The 15,884-nt window shown below is 60.1% G+C and carries 11 protein-coding genes; 6 read left to right on the top strand and 5 right to left on the bottom strand.

Annotated elements, in window-relative coordinates:
- Positions 1–108 precede the first annotated feature (108 nt).
- From scpA to U5L73_RS09490, 6 genes are all read left to right on the top strand, one after another.
- Positions 109–2,280, top strand: coding sequence for a methylmalonyl-CoA mutase (gene scpA / locus U5L73_RS09465; protein WP_322562130.1), 2,172 nt, complete (start codon positions 109–111; stop codon positions 2,278–2,280).
- Complete coding sequence (gene meaB, locus U5L73_RS09470; RefSeq protein WP_322562131.1) at positions 2,277–3,302, top strand: methylmalonyl Co-A mutase-associated GTPase MeaB; 1,026 nt, start codon at positions 2,277–2,279, stop codon at positions 3,300–3,302. Before scpA ends, meaB begins: the two co-directional genes overlap by 4 nt.
- Positions 3,303–3,344: 42 nt before the next feature.
- The gene (locus U5L73_RS09475; RefSeq protein ID WP_322562132.1) at positions 3,345–4,877 is read left to right on the top strand and encodes an acyl-CoA carboxylase subunit beta; all 1,533 of its coding nucleotides are present in this window, start codon (positions 3,345–3,347) and stop codon (positions 4,875–4,877) included.
- A gap of 30 nt (positions 4,878–4,907) precedes the next feature.
- Positions 4,908–6,956: an acetyl/propionyl/methylcrotonyl-CoA carboxylase subunit alpha gene (locus U5L73_RS09480; RefSeq protein ID WP_322562133.1), complete on the top strand. Its 2,049-nt coding sequence runs from the start codon at positions 4,908–4,910 to the stop codon at positions 6,954–6,956.
- On the top strand, positions 6,953–7,429 hold the full coding sequence (locus U5L73_RS09485; protein WP_322562134.1) for a VOC family protein: 477 nt from the start codon (positions 6,953–6,955) through the stop codon (positions 7,427–7,429). The genes U5L73_RS09480 and U5L73_RS09485 overlap by 4 nt, the downstream gene beginning before the upstream one ends.
- Positions 7,430–7,554: 125 nt before the next feature.
- Positions 7,555–9,882, top strand: a complete 2,328-nt coding sequence (locus tag U5L73_RS09490; RefSeq protein ID WP_322562135.1) for a methyl-accepting chemotaxis protein — start codon at positions 7,555–7,557, stop codon at positions 9,880–9,882.
- 39 nt (positions 9,883–9,921) lie between these two features.
- Here U5L73_RS09490 and rsxB read toward each other — a convergent pair whose 3' ends face one another.
- From rsxB to U5L73_RS09515, 5 genes are all read right to left on the bottom strand, one after another.
- Entirely contained in the window at positions 9,922–10,590 is a 669-nt protein-coding gene (rsxB, locus tag U5L73_RS09495) for an electron transport complex subunit RsxB (protein WP_322562136.1), read from the bottom strand.
- Positions 10,587–12,011, bottom strand: coding sequence for a polyhydroxyalkanoate depolymerase (locus U5L73_RS09500; protein WP_322562137.1), 1,425 nt, complete (start codon positions 12,009–12,011; stop codon positions 10,587–10,589). Before U5L73_RS09500 ends, rsxB begins: the two co-directional genes overlap by 4 nt.
- 54 nt (positions 12,012–12,065) lie before the next feature.
- Positions 12,066–13,409 (bottom strand): hypothetical protein, encoded by a 1,344-nt coding sequence (locus U5L73_RS09505; RefSeq protein ID WP_322562138.1) that lies wholly within the window; start codon positions 13,407–13,409, stop codon positions 12,066–12,068.
- Positions 13,410–13,499: 90 nt separating this feature from the next.
- Positions 13,500–14,708, bottom strand: a complete 1,209-nt coding sequence (locus U5L73_RS09510; RefSeq protein ID WP_322562139.1) for an amino acid aminotransferase — start codon at positions 14,706–14,708, stop codon at positions 13,500–13,502.
- A 93-nt stretch (positions 14,709–14,801) separates the two neighbouring features.
- Complete coding sequence (locus tag U5L73_RS09515) at positions 14,802–15,854, bottom strand: nitronate monooxygenase (protein WP_322562140.1); 1,053 nt, start codon at positions 15,852–15,854, stop codon at positions 14,802–14,804.
- Between the last annotated feature and the right edge of the window lie 30 nt (positions 15,855–15,884).

Consider the following 15,884-nt stretch of genomic DNA (forward strand, 5'->3'; position numbering starts at 1 on the left):
AGTGGGTGGATTGTAAGCTGCAACCAATATTTTGAATCAATAATTATGAATAATGTAAACTTGCCGCGCTGATCCTGCCAGCGGTAACCCATAGATTGCGACCCCGCCATGACCGACAAGACGCCTGAATTTCAATCCGCCACACTGGAAGCCTGGGCCAAGGCTGCAGCCAAATCCGCCCCCGGCGGCAATGTGGACGCGCTGAACTGGATCACGCCCGACGGTATCGCAGTCAAGCCGCTGTACACCGCAGCAGACACAGCTGATTTGAAGCACGCCGACACGCTGCCGGGCTTCGAGCCATATCTGCGCGGCCCGCAGGCGACCATGTACGCGGTGCGCCCCTGGACGATCCGCCAATACGCAGGTTTTTCGACGGCCGAGGAGAGCAATGCCTTCTACAGAAAGGCATTGGCGGCCGGCGGGCAGGGCGTGTCAGTCGCGTTTGACCTGGCCACCCACCGTGGCTACGACTCCGACCACCCACGCGTTACCGGCGACGTGGGCAAGGCCGGTGTGGCTATTGACTCGGTCGAGGACATGAAGATCCTGTTCGACCAAATTCCGCTGGACAGGGTCTCGGTCTCCATGACCATGAACGGCGCTGTGCTGCCCGTGTTGGCGGGCTACGTAGTGGCTGCGGAAGAACAGGGCGTGAGCCAGGACAAGTTGTCCGGAACGATTCAGAACGACATTCTGAAAGAGTTCATGGTGCGCAACACCTACATCTACCCGCCGGCGCCCAGCATGCGCATCATTGGCGACATCATTGGCTACACGGCCAAGAACATGCCCAAGTTCAACTCGATCTCTATCTCGGGTTACCACATGCAAGAGGCGGGTGCCAACCAGGCGCTGGAGTTGGCCTTCACGCTGGCCGACGGCAAGGAGTATGTGAAAACGGCGATTGCCTCAGGTCTGGACGTGGACGACTTTGCCGGGCGCCTGAGCTTCTTCTGGGCGATTGGCATGAACTTCTATCTGGAGGTCGCCAAGATGCGCGCCGCGCGGCTGCTGTGGTGCCGCATCATGAAGGGCTTTGACGCCAAAAACCCGAAGAGCCTGATGCTGCGCACCCACTGCCAGACCAGCGGCTGGAGCCTGACTGAGCAAGACCCGTACAACAACGTGGTGCGCACCACCATCGAGGCGATGGCTGCCGTGTTTGGCGGCACGCAGAGCCTGCACACCAACAGCTTTGACGAAGCCATTGCGCTGCCCACAGAGTTCAGCGCGCGCATTGCCCGCAACACCCAGCTCATCATCCAGGAAGAGACCCACATCACCAATGTGATCGACCCCTGGGCCGGCAGCTACATGATGGAGAAGCTGACGCAGGACATGGCCGACGCCGCGTGGAAGATCATTGAAGAAGTGGAAGTCATGGGCGGCATGACCAAGGCTGTGGACAGCGGCTGGGCCAAGCTGAAGATTGAAGCCGCTGCTGCCGAGAAGCAAGCGCGCATCGACAGCGGCCAGGACGTGATCGTGGGCGTGAACAAGTACAAGCTCAAGAACGAAGACGTCATCGAGGCCCGAGACATCGACAACGTGGCCGTGCGCGAAAGCCAGATCGCCCGCCTCAAAGATATCAAGGAAAAACGCGACTCCGCGCTCGTGGAATATGCGCTGGCTGCTATCACTTCTGCAGCAGAGTCCGGTACCGGAAACCTGCTGGACTTGTCCATCAAAGCCATCCGCCTGCGCGCGACGGTGGGTGAAGTGAGCGATGCGCTGGAGAAAGCCTTTGGCCGCCATCGCGCCGACACCAACAAGGTCAGTGGCGTGTACGCCGCTGCCTACGACAGCGCCCAAGGAGACACCATGGAGTACTGGAACGCCCTGAAGGCCGACATTGCTGGCTTCGCCGAAAAACAAGGCCGCCGCCCGCGAGTGATGATCAGCAAGCTGGGCCAAGATGGCCATGACCGCGGCGCCAAGGTGGTGGCGACCGCGTTTGCCGACTTGGGTTTCGACGTGGACATGGGCCCGCTGTTCCAGACGCCCGAAGAGTGCGCCCGCCAGGCAATTGAAAACGACGTGCACGCGGTCGGCGTATCCACCTTGGCGGCAGGCCACAAGACCCTGGTGCCCGCCATCATTGCCGAGCTGAAGAAGCAAGGCGCCGACGACATTATTGTCTTCGTGGGCGGTGTGATTCCGCGCCAGGACTACGACTTTTTATACGCCGCAGGCGTCAAAGGCATTTACGGTCCGGGTACACCCATTCCGGTGAGCGCACGTGACGTGCTGAGCCAGATCGAAAAGGCCCTCGGGTGAGTCCTGAAGCCGTGCGAGCCGGCCTGCTCGGGGGCGAGTCTCTCCTGCAGCGCCGTGCCATCGCCAAAGCCATCACCCTGCTGGAGTCCACCCGTGTGGACCATCGCGCGCAGGGCGACGCGCTGCTCACCGCGCTCTTGCCGCACACCGGCAAGTCCTTCCGGCTGGGCATCAGCGGTGTACCGGGTGTGGGCAAGAGCACCTTCATTGAAGCGCTGGGCTTGTACCTGATTGGCCAAGGCCACCGCGTGGCGGTGTTGACGATTGACCCTTCCTCATCCGTGTCCGGTGGCTCTATCCTAGGTGACAAAACGCGCATGGAACATTTGTCCATGCACGAGAAAGCCTTCATCCGACCCAGCCCGTCCAGCGGCACGCTGGGTGGTGTGGCCGAGAAAACGCGCGAGGCCATGCTGGTCTGCGAGGCAGCGGGTTACGACATTGTGATTGTCGAAACCGTGGGCGTGGGCCAGTCTGAGACAGCGGTGCAGGGCATGACTGACATGTTTGTGCTGATGCAACTGCCTAATGCGGGCGACGACTTGCAGGCCATCAAAAAAGGCGTGATGGAGCTGGCTGATCTGGTGGTCATCAACAAGGCAGATATCGACGCCGATGCCGCCACCCGTGCGCAAGCACAAATCACCTCCAGCCTGCGCTTGCTGGGCATTCATGGTAACCCGCATGACCCGCACAGCGATAAGCACTGGGCTCCCAAGGTCATCAGCCTTAGTGCGCTGCTGGGCAAGGGCGTGGATACCTTTTGGGCTGCAGTCACTGAATTCCAGACCCTGCAAACCGCCAATGACCTGTTCAGCCAGCGCCGCCAGAACCAGTCGCTGGCGTGGATGTGGGAGCGCATTGACGCGGGTTTGAAGCAAGCCTTCAAACAAAACCCTGCGGTGCGTGAGCAACTGCCCCAGCTCACCGCAGCGGTGCAGGCCGGTGAGCTTGCCGCCAGCACTGCAGCACGAAATCTGCTCTCGGCGCTCGAATTTATTGCGCAAGCAGCTCCTAAATAGATAGCAACTGATTCCCCATTTTCTGACCTGAAGGACGACAACATGCAAGACATCCTCGAACAACTGGAAGCCAAGCGCGAGCTGGCCCGCATGGGCGGCGGACAAAAGCGCATCGATGCACAGCACAAAAAAGGCAAGCTCACCGCGCGCGAGCGCCTGGAAGTGCTGCTGGACGAAGGCACGTTTGAAGAGTGGGACATGTTTGTCGAACACCGCTGCGTGGACTTCGGCATGGCCGACCAGAAAATTCCCGGCGATGGGGTGGTCACCGGCTACGGCATGATCAACGGCCGCCTGGTGTTCGTGTTCAGCCAGGACTTCACCGTGTTTGGCGGCGCGCTGTCAGAGGCCCATGCCGAGAAGATCTGCAAGGTCATGGACCAGGCCATGAAAGTGGGTGCTCCGGTAATTGGCCTCAACGACTCGGGCGGTGCCCGTATTCAGGAAGGCGTGGCGTCTTTGGGCGGTTATGCCGATGTGTTCCAGCGCAACGTGATGGCCAGTGGCGTGATTCCGCAGATCAGCATGATCATGGGCCCATCGGCCGGTGGTGCGGTGTACTCGCCGGCCATGACCGATTTCATCTTCATGGTCAAAGACAGCTCCTACATGTTCGTGACCGGCCCCGAAGTGGTGAAGACCGTGACGCACGAAGAAGTGACCGCCGAAGAGCTGGGCGGCGCACTCACCCACACCACCAAGAGCGGCGTGGCCGACCTCGCGTTTGAGAACGATGTGGAAGCACTGCTGATGCTGCGCCGCCTCTACAACTACCTGCCCTTGAGCAACCGCGAGAAGGCCCCGGTGCGCAAGAGCGGCGACCCTATCGATCGCAAGGACTTGAGCCTGGACACTCTGGTGCCCGACAACCCGAACAAGCCTTACGACATGAAGGAGCTGATCGTCAAAACCGTGGACGACGGCGACTTCTTCGAGATCCAGCCCGAATACGCCAAGAACATCATCATCGGCTTCGCCCGCATGGATGGCCAGACCATCGGCATCGTGGCCAACCAGCCACTCGTCTTGGCAGGCTGCCTAGACATCAAGAGCTCCATCAAGGCCGCGCGCTTTGTGCGCTTCTGCGATGCGTTCAATATCCCTGTGGTGACCTTTGTGGACGTGCCCGGCTTCATGCCAGGTACCAGCCAAGAGTACGGCGGCATCATCAAGCACGGTGCCAAGTTGCTCTACGCGTATGCCGAGTGCACTGTGTCCAAGATCACTGTCATCACCCGTAAAGCCTACGGCGGCGCGTATGACGTGATGGCCTCCAAGCACCTGCGCGGCGACGTAAACCTGGCTTGGCCCAATGCCGAGATTGCGGTGATGGGAGCCAAGGGTGCGGTGGAAATCATCTTCCGCGAAGACAAGGGTGATCCTGCGAAATTGGCGGCCAAAGAGGCCGAATACAAAGCCCGCTTTGCCAACCCCTTTGTGGCCGGCGCACGCGGCTTTATCGACGACGTGATCCTGCCAAACGAAACCCGCAAACGCATCTGCCGTTCGCTGGTCATGCTCAAGGACAAGAAGCTGGAAAACCCGTGGCGCAAGCACGGGAACATTCCACTCTGATCGCCGAAGAACAAGAAAAGGACAAGCACCATGTTCACCAAAATCCTGATCGCCAACCGTGGCGAAATCGCCTGCCGCGTCATTGCTACCGCCAAGAAAATGGGCATCAAGACGGTTGCCGTCTACTCCGATGCCGACAAGGAAGCCCGCCACGTGGCGCTGGCCGATGAAGCCGTCAATATCGGCCCCGCGCCCAGCCGCGATAGCTATTTGCAGGCGGAGAAAATCATTGCAGCCTGCAAGCAAACCGGTGCGCAAGCCGTGCACCCCGGCTATGGCTTTCTGAGCGAGAACGAAGCTTTTGCCAAGCGTTGTGAAGACGAGGGCATTGCCTTCATCGGCCCCAAGGCGCACTCCATTGCCGCCATGGGCGACAAGATCGCATCCAAGAAGCTCGCCAACGAGGCCAAGGTCAACACCATCCCCGGCTACAACGACGCTATTCAAGGCCCGGAGCAGGCGGTGGAAATTGCCAAAGGCATCGGCTACCCCGTGATGATCAAGGCGTCTGCGGGCGGCGGCGGCAAGGGCTTGCGCGTGGCCTTCAACGACAAGGAAGCGTTCGAGGGCTTTAGTAGCTGCCAGAACGAAGCCCGCAACAGCTTTGGCGACGATCGCATCTTCATCGAGAAGTTTGTGCAGGAGCCGCGCCATATCGAGATTCAGGTGTTGGGTGATAGCCATGGCAACGTGATCTATCTGAACGAGCGCGAATGCTCCATTCAGCGCCGCCACCAGAAGGTGATTGAAGAGGCGCCAAGTCCCTTCATCAGCGACGCCACGCGCAAAGCCATGGGCGAGCAGGCGGTGCAACTGGCCAAGGCCGTGAAGTACCAGAGCGCCGGAACAGTGGAGTTTGTGGTCGGCAAGGACCAGGACTTCTACTTCCTGGAGATGAACACCCGCCTGCAGGTGGAGCACCCGGTCACCGAATGCATCACCGGCCTGGATTTGGTGGAGCTGATGATCCGCGTCGCTGCTGGCGAGAAGCTGCCGCTTACGCAAGCCGACTTGAAGCGCGATGGCTGGGCCATTGAGTGCCGCATCAACGCCGAAGACCCGTTCCGCAACTTCCTGCCCAGCACCGGGCGTTTGGTGCGCTTTGCGCCGCCGGACCAAACCATGTGGCAGGGCGACACCGAGCACTTGCAAGGCGTGCGCGTGGACACCGGCGTGCAGGATGGCGGCGAAATACCGATGTTCTATGACTCGATGATTGCCAAGCTCATCGTGCACGGCAAGGACCGCAACGACGCGATTGCCAAGATGCGCGAGGCCCTCAACGGCTTTGTCATTCGTGGCGTGTCGAGCAACATTCCGTTCCAGGCCGCGCTGCTGGCCCACCCCAAGTTTGTGAGCGGCGATTTCAACACCGGCTTCATCGCCGAGAACTACGGCAAGGGCTTCTTTGCCGAAGACGTGCCGCATGATGACGCAGCCTTCCTCACCGCGCTGGCCGCCTTTGTGCGCCGCAAGTCGCGCGAGCGTGCGGCTGGCATGTCCGGCCAGTTGCCGGGCTATGCGGTGGACGCAGGCAAAGACTATGTGGTGGTCACGCTGGATGCCGCGGGCAACAACAGCTACACCGCGGTGCATGTGGACGAGTTTGAGGGTGAAACCGGCTCTGCCCAAGTACGGGTGGGCGCGAGCAGCTATGTAATTCGTAGCAAATCCCGCTTGAACGACATTGCCATCACCGGCACCGTAAACGGCAAAGCCTTCACCGCCCAAGTGGAGCGCGGCACGCCCAAGAACCCGCTGGCCCTGCGCGTGCAGCACAACGGCACTCGCATCGATGCGCTGGTCATGTCCCCGCGCATGGCCGAGCTGCACAAGCTGATGCCGCACAAGGCACCGCCTGACATGAGCCGCTATGTGCTCTCGCCCATGCCCGGCTTGCTGGTCGATGTGGCGGTAGTGCCCGGCCAGAAGGTGCAGGCCGGTGAGCGTGTGGCCGTGATCGAAGCCATGAAGATGGAAAACGTGCTGTTTGCTGCGGCCGATGGTGTGGTCGGCAAAGTGCTGGCTTTCAAAGGCGAGAGCCTGAGCGTGGACCAAGCCATTGTGGAGTTCGTATGACAGAAGCTGCAGCGAAACGCCCCTTCAAGGTCCTGGGCATCCAGCAGATCGCCATCGGCGGCCCTGACAAAAAGCGCCTGCAAACCCTGTGGGTGGACATGCTGGGGCTGGAAGTCACGGGTACTTTCCAAAGCGAGAAGGAGAACGTGGACGAGGACATCTGCGCTATGGGCTCCGGCCCGTACAAGGTGGAAGTCGACCTCATGCAGCCCCTAGACCCCGACAAGAAGCCTGCGGTGCACACCACGCCTTTGAACCATGTGGGCTTGTGGATCGACGACCTGCCGGTCGCGGTGGAGTGGCTCACTGCCAAGGGCGTGCGCTTTGCACCTGGTGGCATCCGCAGGGGCGCGGCGGGGTACGACATCACCTTTTTGCACCCCAAAAGCAATGACGAATTCCCGATTGCCGGGGAAGGCGTGTTGATCGAATTGGTGCAGGCACCCGCCGAAGTGATTGCGGCACTAAGCTGACCCGCGCTCTTGGCGTGGCAGTCTGAGGGGAAACACGGGGGGCAATGCCCCCCATTTTTCTGTCATTTATTGCTGGAAAAGCGATAAAGTCAAAGCAGTTGAAGAATTTCCAAGGAACGCCCGCTATGAGCTTTGTGAAGTTTCTGTACCCCGGCATGTGGGGCATGCGCAAGATGCGTTTCGGGGCCAAGCTGGCCATCGTGTTTCTTGTGGCGTTGCTGCCTATGGTTGCCATGGTGTGGCAACTCTTGTGCCAAACGCTGGAGGACACGGCCGTCATCCGCTCAGAGGTGGATGGGGTTCTGGTGTTCGAACAGGCGACCGACGTCATTCGCTTGATCCAAGCCCACCGGGGGCAGACGAACATGGTGCTCTTGGGTAACGCAGCTGCCCAAGGCCCTCGTGAGCAAACTCGAAGCAAATTGTCCGAGTCGCGGGCCGCGCTCGAAAAAGTGCTGGATGAAAAACTCGCACTCGAAGTCCCCTCTGAGTGGAAGGACCTGCGGGTCCGCTTGGATGGGCTAATCGCCAGCATCGAAGGCAAAGACGCACCGCAGGCCTTCAGCGTTCACACGGCCTTGGTGGAGGATATGACACGGTTTGTCTACGGAGTTGCCGATAAGTCGGGCTTGCTTTACGACCCAGTGCCCGTAACCTATTTACTGATGGATATGTCGGTATCTCGTTTGATTCCACTGCGCGAGCAGATTGGGCGCTTGCGGGGTGCGGGCGCGGGCTTTCTAAGTCAGCCCACGGTGACTGACACAGCCATTGCCCGGGTTACCGTCTTGGCGGATGGCCTCGCCGCCTGGATGCGGGACGTCAAATACTCCCAAAAAATTCTGGCTGGAGTCGGCTTTAAGGAGCCCAAAGGGGAAGAGGTCGAGGCCGCGGTGAATGCGTTTGTAGCCCTCACCAAAGATCGCTTCAAACCCGGCGCGCCCAGCGGGGACTCCGAGGCGTATTTCACCGCCGGTACCCAAGCGATCGATGCTATCGGCGCCTACCACAAGGCTGTAAATACCGAAATGGTGGAGCAACTCAAGGGGCGCGAGGCAGACTTGAACACTTCGCTCTATCTGCTGGTCGTGGGCAGTGCGCTCGCTCTTGTGGTGCTCATCTACCTGATGCTGTCCTTCAATTTGAGTTTTCTCTCCGATTTGCGCCAAGTTTTGCTATTCATGCAAGAAACGGCCAGTGGCAACTTGCGCCATCGGGTGCGTATCCGGGGCAATGACGAGCTCTCAGACATGTCTCATTCGATGGATGTGATGGTGAACAACATCTCGGTGATGGTGGCCAGTGTGCGGAGCAATTCGGCGTTGGTTGCCAACTCGGGCGAAGTGCTGGTCATGGGTAACCGCAACCTGTCTGACCGCACCGAGCAACAAGCCGCGAATCTGGAGGAGACTTCTGCCAGCGTTCAAGAACTGGCATCCACCGTCCAGGACAATGCCAACTCTGCGCAAGAGTCGGACAGGGTCGCCCAAGGTGTACGCCAAACGGCTGAGCAAGGCGCTGCGGGCATGAGCCAAGCCATCGCCTCGATTGAGGCGATTGAAGCCAGCACCCGCCGGATGGATGAAATCGTCGGCGTGATTGACGGCCTGGCCTTCCAGACCAACATCCTCGCGTTGAATGCGGCGGTAGAGGCCGCGCGCGCCGGGGAGTCGGGGCGTGGCTTCGCGGTGGTGGCAACCGAGGTGCGCTCCTTAGCGCAACGGTCTGCAGCTTCTGCCAAAGAGATCCGGCAGCTCATTTCCACTTCGTCACAGCAAGTGGCCGCCGGGGTGCAACAGATCCGGGCAGCTGGCAGCAATATCTCCGCGATCGCAGAAGGCGTGCGTAGTGTGGCAAGCCACATGTCGCTGATTTCAGCGTCCAGTTCAGAGCAGAGCGCGAGCTTGACGGAAATCACCACGGCCATCCGTCAACTCGATGAGATCACCCAGCAAAACGCATCGATGGTCGAACAGGCGGTGAGCCAGGCGACCGCGTTGCAAGACCGTGCCAGTGTGCTGGCTGATGCGGTGGCGGTTTTCAAACTCCAACAAGGTTCTGCTGATGAGGCGCGTCAGCTGGTCGAACGGGCGCTCGAGGTGCGTCGCAGCTACAGTGCGCGAGACTCTTTTGTTCAGGAGGTGACTGCCCAACACACGGGCTTGTTTGACCGGGATATGTATGTGTTTGTGCTGGACCGCAGCGGCCAGTATCTGGCATTTGCCGGTAACCAAGCCAAGGTAGGTACCCGGGTCCAAGACGTTGCAGGGATCGACGGTAACGCGCTGATCGCTGCGATCGTGGACCAAGCTGACCACGCACCAGGGTGGGTGGAGTATGAGATTGCCAACCCGTTAACAGGTTTGGTGCAAACCAAGATGTCGTATGTGGTGAGGGTGGACGATATGTACGTCGGCTGCGGCGTCTACAAAAGCCTGATGGCCAGCGTTTGACACCCCTCCGGTCACTGGGCTGCAGGGCGACTTGTGTGTTCAGTCTGCCTTGTCAGCCCGCCGAGCCCGGGCTTTGGCGAGCGCAGCTTGAATGACTGCACGTTTTTGGTCCAACACCGCTTCATCGGTGTGTTGCGAATGGGTGGCCATATCTGCCAATTTCATGCGCGCTTTGGCTTCTAACGCTCGGGCGTGCTCTTCAGCCTCGCGGGCCTGCCGCACTTGGCGGCTTTCGTAGCGCTGGCGCGCCTTCAAGGCGTCTTCCACGCTCCAAGCATCCCACCCGGTGCGATCGCCTGAGACGGTTTCCACCACCATGCAATCGACAGGGCACACCGGCAGGCACAGGTTGCAACCGGTGCAATGTGCCTCGATCACCGTGTGCATGCGCTTGTTGCTGCCGATGATGGCATCGGTGGGGCAGGCCTTGATACACAGGGTGCAGCCGATGCACCAGTCTTCATCAATGAAGACGACAGTGCGCGGCCCTTCCTGCCCGAACTCCGGATTCAGGGGAATGACCGGACTACCTGTGATGGCCGCCAGGCGCGCAATACCCTTTGCTCCTCCAGGAGGACACTGATTGATGGGCGCTTCGTTACGCGCCATTGCGCCGGCATAGGCGGCGCAATCGGGATACCCGCAGCGGGTGCACTGGGTTTGCGGCAGCGCGTCCAGCAGCGGCGCAGCCACTGAGGCTGTACTCACTTGGTAGTGCTGACCCGCTTGCGTGCTACCTTTTTAGTAGCTGCTGGCGCAGTCTTTACGGGCGCTGGAGTCGTTTTTGGCTCTAAGGTGGCAGCGGGCGCAGCTACGACAGCAGTCGCTGCGGCAACCGTCTCTGTAGAAGCCGGTGCACTCGCTTGGCTGTCGTGGCTCTTGATGAAAGCCTTGACTTGCGGGTACACCATCTCACGCCAGCGGCGGCCGGAGAAGATGCCATAGTGCCCGGCACCAATGGCCTCGTAGTGCTTTTGCAGCGATTTGGGCACGCCACTGCAAATGTCGTGTACAGCACGGGTCTGGCCGGAGCCGGAGATATCGTCTAGCTCGCCTTCCACCGACAACAGGGCGGTGGTGGTGATGTCTTCAGGCTTGACGCGCTCGATCTTGCCGTCTTCGCCCCGCACATCCCAGGTGCCGCTGACCAGCGCAAAGTCCTGGAACACCACGCGGATGGTTTCGAGGTAGTAGTCGGCGTCCATGTCCAGCACCGCGTTGTACTCGTCGTAAAACTTACGGTGGGCTTCGGCCGAGGCGTCGTCGCCTTTGATCAGGTCCTTGAAGTAGTCGTAATGGCTCTTGGCATGGTGGTCGGGGTTCATGGCCACAAAGCCGGTGTGCTGCAAGAAACCGGGGTACACGCGACGCCCAGAGCCGGGGAAGTTGCTGGGTACGCGGTAAATCACGTTATTTTCGAACCAGCTATGGCTCTTGTTCATGGCCAAGTTGTTCACCGCAGTGGGGGACTTGCGGGCATCAATCGGGCCGCCCATCATGGTCATGGTCAGGGGCGTAGTCTCACCGCGACTCGCCATCAGCGACACCGCAGCCAGCACCGGCACGGTGGGCTGGCAGACGCTCATCACGTGGCAGTTGCCGTATTTGCCCTGTACGTGGCGAATGAACTCCTGAACGTAGTTGACGTAGTCGTCCAAGTGGAATTCGCCCTCTGACAAGGGCACCAGACGGGCATTTTTCCAGTCGGTGATGTAGACCTTGTGGTCTTTCAACATGGTCTTGACGGTGTCACGCAGCAGGGTGGAGTAGTGGCCCGACAGGGGGGCCACGATCAGCACCACCGGCTGGCCCTTGATCTTTTCCAGGGTTGCGGTGTCGTCGGTAAAGCGCTTGAAACGGCGCAATTCGCAGAAGGGTTTGCTGAGTTCTACCCGCTCATGAATGGCGATGTCCACGCCATCGACGCCGATGGTGCGCAGGCCGAATTCGGGCTTTTCGTAGTCCTTGCCCAAGCGGTGCATCAGGTCGTAGCTGGCAGACAGGCGCTGGGCGAAGGGGTTTTGTCCGGCGACGGACAGCGGGTTGCTATACAACTTGGCCGCCGCCAGTGCCAGGTCGGAAAACGGCTCCATCAAGGAACGTTGGGTTTCGTAGAGCTGGTAAAGCATAAGAAGCTCGCTTTCAGGAAAATGTTGCAGTGCAATATAACAGGAGTGCGCCAATTAGCGGTTACTTGCCTTGAGAATCCCCCGGACCGCATTGCGGCTGTGAGCCCCAAAGTTGGCAAGCAACTCCGCAACAAGTCCGTCCAACTTGAGTTTTGCCTCGGTGGGAGCGCTTGCCAACTCCTTGACCAATGTCACTCGCTCTTCGTTGGCTCCAAAGTCGTAATTGGGGTCGGAAACGAAGCCGGGAGGCATGCTCTCAACCAGAGTTTGGGCAATTCGGTTCCCGTAAGAGGCAGCCTGTGCAGACACCACGTTGCGAAGGTACAAGTCGTGCCACTCGGGGTAGCTGGCGTCTTTGTCAATTTGACGCAGGGCCTGATCAATCGGGGTGTCTTGCTTGGCCAGCGCGGAGTTCAGCAGTACTTCGGACTGGTACTTCTCGAGCGCCAAGTGCCGGTTCGATAGCAGGGTCACCATGTCGTTTTTCATGCCGGCGAGCCCTGTCATGGCCATGGCGTTGATGGCGAGCAGCTTCAGCGTCGAGTCGCCGGGTGACAGGCTCGCGTGGTAGGGCTGGGTTAGGTCCTGGATGTAGTGCAGTGCCAAGCCGGTAAAGCGCCAACCCCAATAAGGGTGGCCGGTGCGGAAGGCCAGAGAGGCGAGGGTGGAGTACTGGTAGACCCGTAACTGGGGAAAGGTCCGCTTGATGAAGGGTGCTGCGGTGTACAGCACCTTGTTCTCATGCATGAAACCCATGTGGAACGGCGCTTGGCTGCCATACACCAGCAAGGGGTTGCCAAAGGGAAGTGTGCCGAAGCCATACATCTTGCCCCACTCAGAAGGGCTATCCTCAAACAGGTTGATGTCCAGCCCGTAGTCCGGCTCGTCAGCGGCACTGGCTGCAACCGCAAGAGGCGCTACCGCGTCACCCACCTTGAGGGGTTGGAATTTTTGGGTGGCATTGCCCAACATGGGCAAGGTGGTGACAGTCTCCGAGGCCAAGCGCGGTGCGGGCGAGGCATTGAGCTTCGGGTCGGGTTGAATGAAAAGTGCAAACCGGCTGTTAGGGGCGATTCGCAAGGCATGGGTAAATGCCAAGCGGCGCGCTTCGTCACTGCGGTTTGGATTGGCAACAAAAGCCAGTTTGGGCGGGCGGGGTGGATAACTTTGAAGGTTCGCCGCCGCCCAAGCCTCATGGCTTGCCAGCAAGGCCTCGATGGTCTTTTCTTCGGCCTTGAGGAAGCTTTCCAGGGCCTCAACGGTCACAGGCGCAGCGTTGGCGACTTCGGGCATCGCCTCCAGTGCCCGGTAGGCTGCGAGGGTGTGGTTGCCCCATGCACCTGCGGTGGTGGAAATCAGTCCAAGCAGGGCTCCCAACGCATAGGCTATTTTTTTCATGCAATTGTCTCCATTGACGCCCGTGGAATATGCGCAAGCAGCTATCAAAAAGATAGCTGCTTCGGCGGGGCATCCGCCCCGCATAGGGTCTTAGACGACCTTGGCGATCGCTTGGCAGACGTAATCGATGTTCTTGCTGTTCAGGGCAGCCACGCACATGCGGCCGGTGTCGGTGCCGTAAACGCCGAACTCAGAACGCAGACGCACCATCTGGTCTTTGGAGAGGCCGGAGTAACTGAACATGCCGATCTGGGTGGTGATGAAAGACATGTCTTTGGCCACGCCAGCAGCCTTGAGGCCGTCCACCAGTTTCTGGCGCATGGCCTTGATGCGCACGCGCATTTCGCCGAGTTCCTGTTCCCACTGGGCACGCAGCTCGGGGTTGTTCAGCACGGCTGCCACGATGGCACCACCATGGGTGGGCGGGTTGGAGTAGTTGGTCCGGATCGCGATCTTGAGCTGGCTCAGGACGCGGTCGGTTTCTTCCTTGCTGTTGCCGACCACGCTCAAGGCGCCCACGCGCTCACCGTAGAGGCTGAAGCTCTTGGAGAAGCTGGTGGACACAAAAACGTTCAGCTCAGCGGCCACAAACTTGGCGATCACGGCGCCGTCTTCGGCAATACCGTACCCGAAGCCTTGGTAAGCCATGTCGAGGAAGGCGGTCAGCTTGCGGGCCTTGACCACAGCGATCACCTGGTCCCACTGGGCGGCGGTGATGTCATAACCGGTGGGGTTATGGCAGCAGGCGTGCAGCAGCACGATGGTGCCTTCTGCGGCGCCGTTCAATTTGGCCAGCATGCCGTCAAAGTTGATGCCACCCAAACCGCCGTTGGCGCTCTGGTCGAAGTAGGGGTAGGTGTCCACGTTGAAACCGGCGTTGGTGAACAGCGCGCGGTGGTTTTCCCAGCTGGGGTCCGAGATCAGCACCGTGGCGTTGGGGCTGATTTTCTTCAGGAAGTCCGCGCCGATTTTCAGGCCGCCGGTGCCTCCAATGGCCTGCACGGTGGCCACGCGGCCGCTCTTGACCACTTCAGAGTCTGCGCCAAATACCAAGGCTTTCACTGCGGCGTCGTAGGCCGCAATACCGTCGATAGGCAGGTAGCCACGGGCGGTGGGCTTGTCCATCATGGTCTTTTCAGCGGCTTGCACGCACTGCAGCAGGGGTAACTTGCCGTTGTCGTCGAAATACACGCCCACACCCAGATTCACTTTGCTGGGGTTGGTGTCAGCGTTGAATTGTTCGTTCAGACCCAGGATAGGGTCACGGGGAGCCATTTCGACGGCAGTAAAAAGAGACATGGATAAGTCCTGAACGGAGGGGGCGATAAACGGGTCTGTGGAGAGCCGCGGAGAAAATGCGTATTTTAAACGGCACCGAGATGGTGCCCGCTCTCATGGTGCAATGGTGCCAAAGCCTTTGGCGAGCCTGCGGGTGGTGTCCGCTGCGGATTCGTTCAAGCAGCCTTGCATGTTGGTGCCGGCCCACAAGGGGCTGAAGTCGTCCAAGCCGGCTGCCTCGGCACGGGCCCTGAGCGGGGCTATGGCTGCCGTGGCCAGCGGAAATGCTGGTGCCTCCGGGTTCATGGGGCCCAGGCTTTGCATGGCGTGGTTCACGATGCCCCGGGCTGGCCTGCCGGTGAAGATGTTGGTGAGCGCGGTGGTGCGCGGTGGTGTCGCTTGGAGTGCTCTGCGGTGCAGCGCGCTGGTCGTGGCTTCGTGACAGGTCAGATAGGCTGTACCCACTTGCACACCCGCAGCGCCCATGGCCATCGCTGCGGCGACATCGGTATCGCTTGCAATGCCACCCGCAGCAAGCACCGGGACGCGCAGCTCTTGGACCAATGGCGGCAGCAAGTCCGCCAAAGGGCGCTGGGTACTGAGGTCTGTATGCAAGAACAACCCCCGGTGCCCACCCGCCTCCAGACCCTGTGCAATCACGATATCGGCACCATGGTTCTGCAACCAGAGACCTTCCTCCACCGTGGTCGCGGACGACATTACCAAGCTGCCCATGGCTTTAACCCGCGCCAGTAACGCATGAGCCGGCAAGCCAAAATGAAAGCTGACCACTGCGGGCCGAAACGACTCCAGCACCTCGGCCATGGCCTCTGAAAAAGGTGCCCGGCCCGGCCCGGGCACCATGTCTTGGGCGGTCAACTGCCATTGCTGGTAATGCGGATGCAGGGTTTCCATCCAACGCGCCTCGGTAACCGGATCCGGTATAGGTGGCGAGTGGCAAAAGAAATTCACATTGAATGCGTGTGAGGTGAGCGCGCGCAGCCCGGCGAGCTCGCGCTCCAGCGACTCGGGCGTATGCATGGCCGCTGGCAAAGAGCCCAGTGCGCCTGCGTTGCAGACGGCAGCCGCCAAGGCAGCACCTTGTGCGCCCGCCATGGGTGCCTGAACAAGGGGTAGCCGTACCCCGGGAAACAAAGTGCTTTGCAAGTCAAACCCCCTACAGTTGCGCAGCTAGTC

The sequence above is a fragment of the Rhodoferax sp. genome (assembly GCF_034520025.1).
Taxonomy (GTDB): Bacteria; Pseudomonadota; Gammaproteobacteria; order Burkholderiales; family Burkholderiaceae_C; genus Allorhodoferax.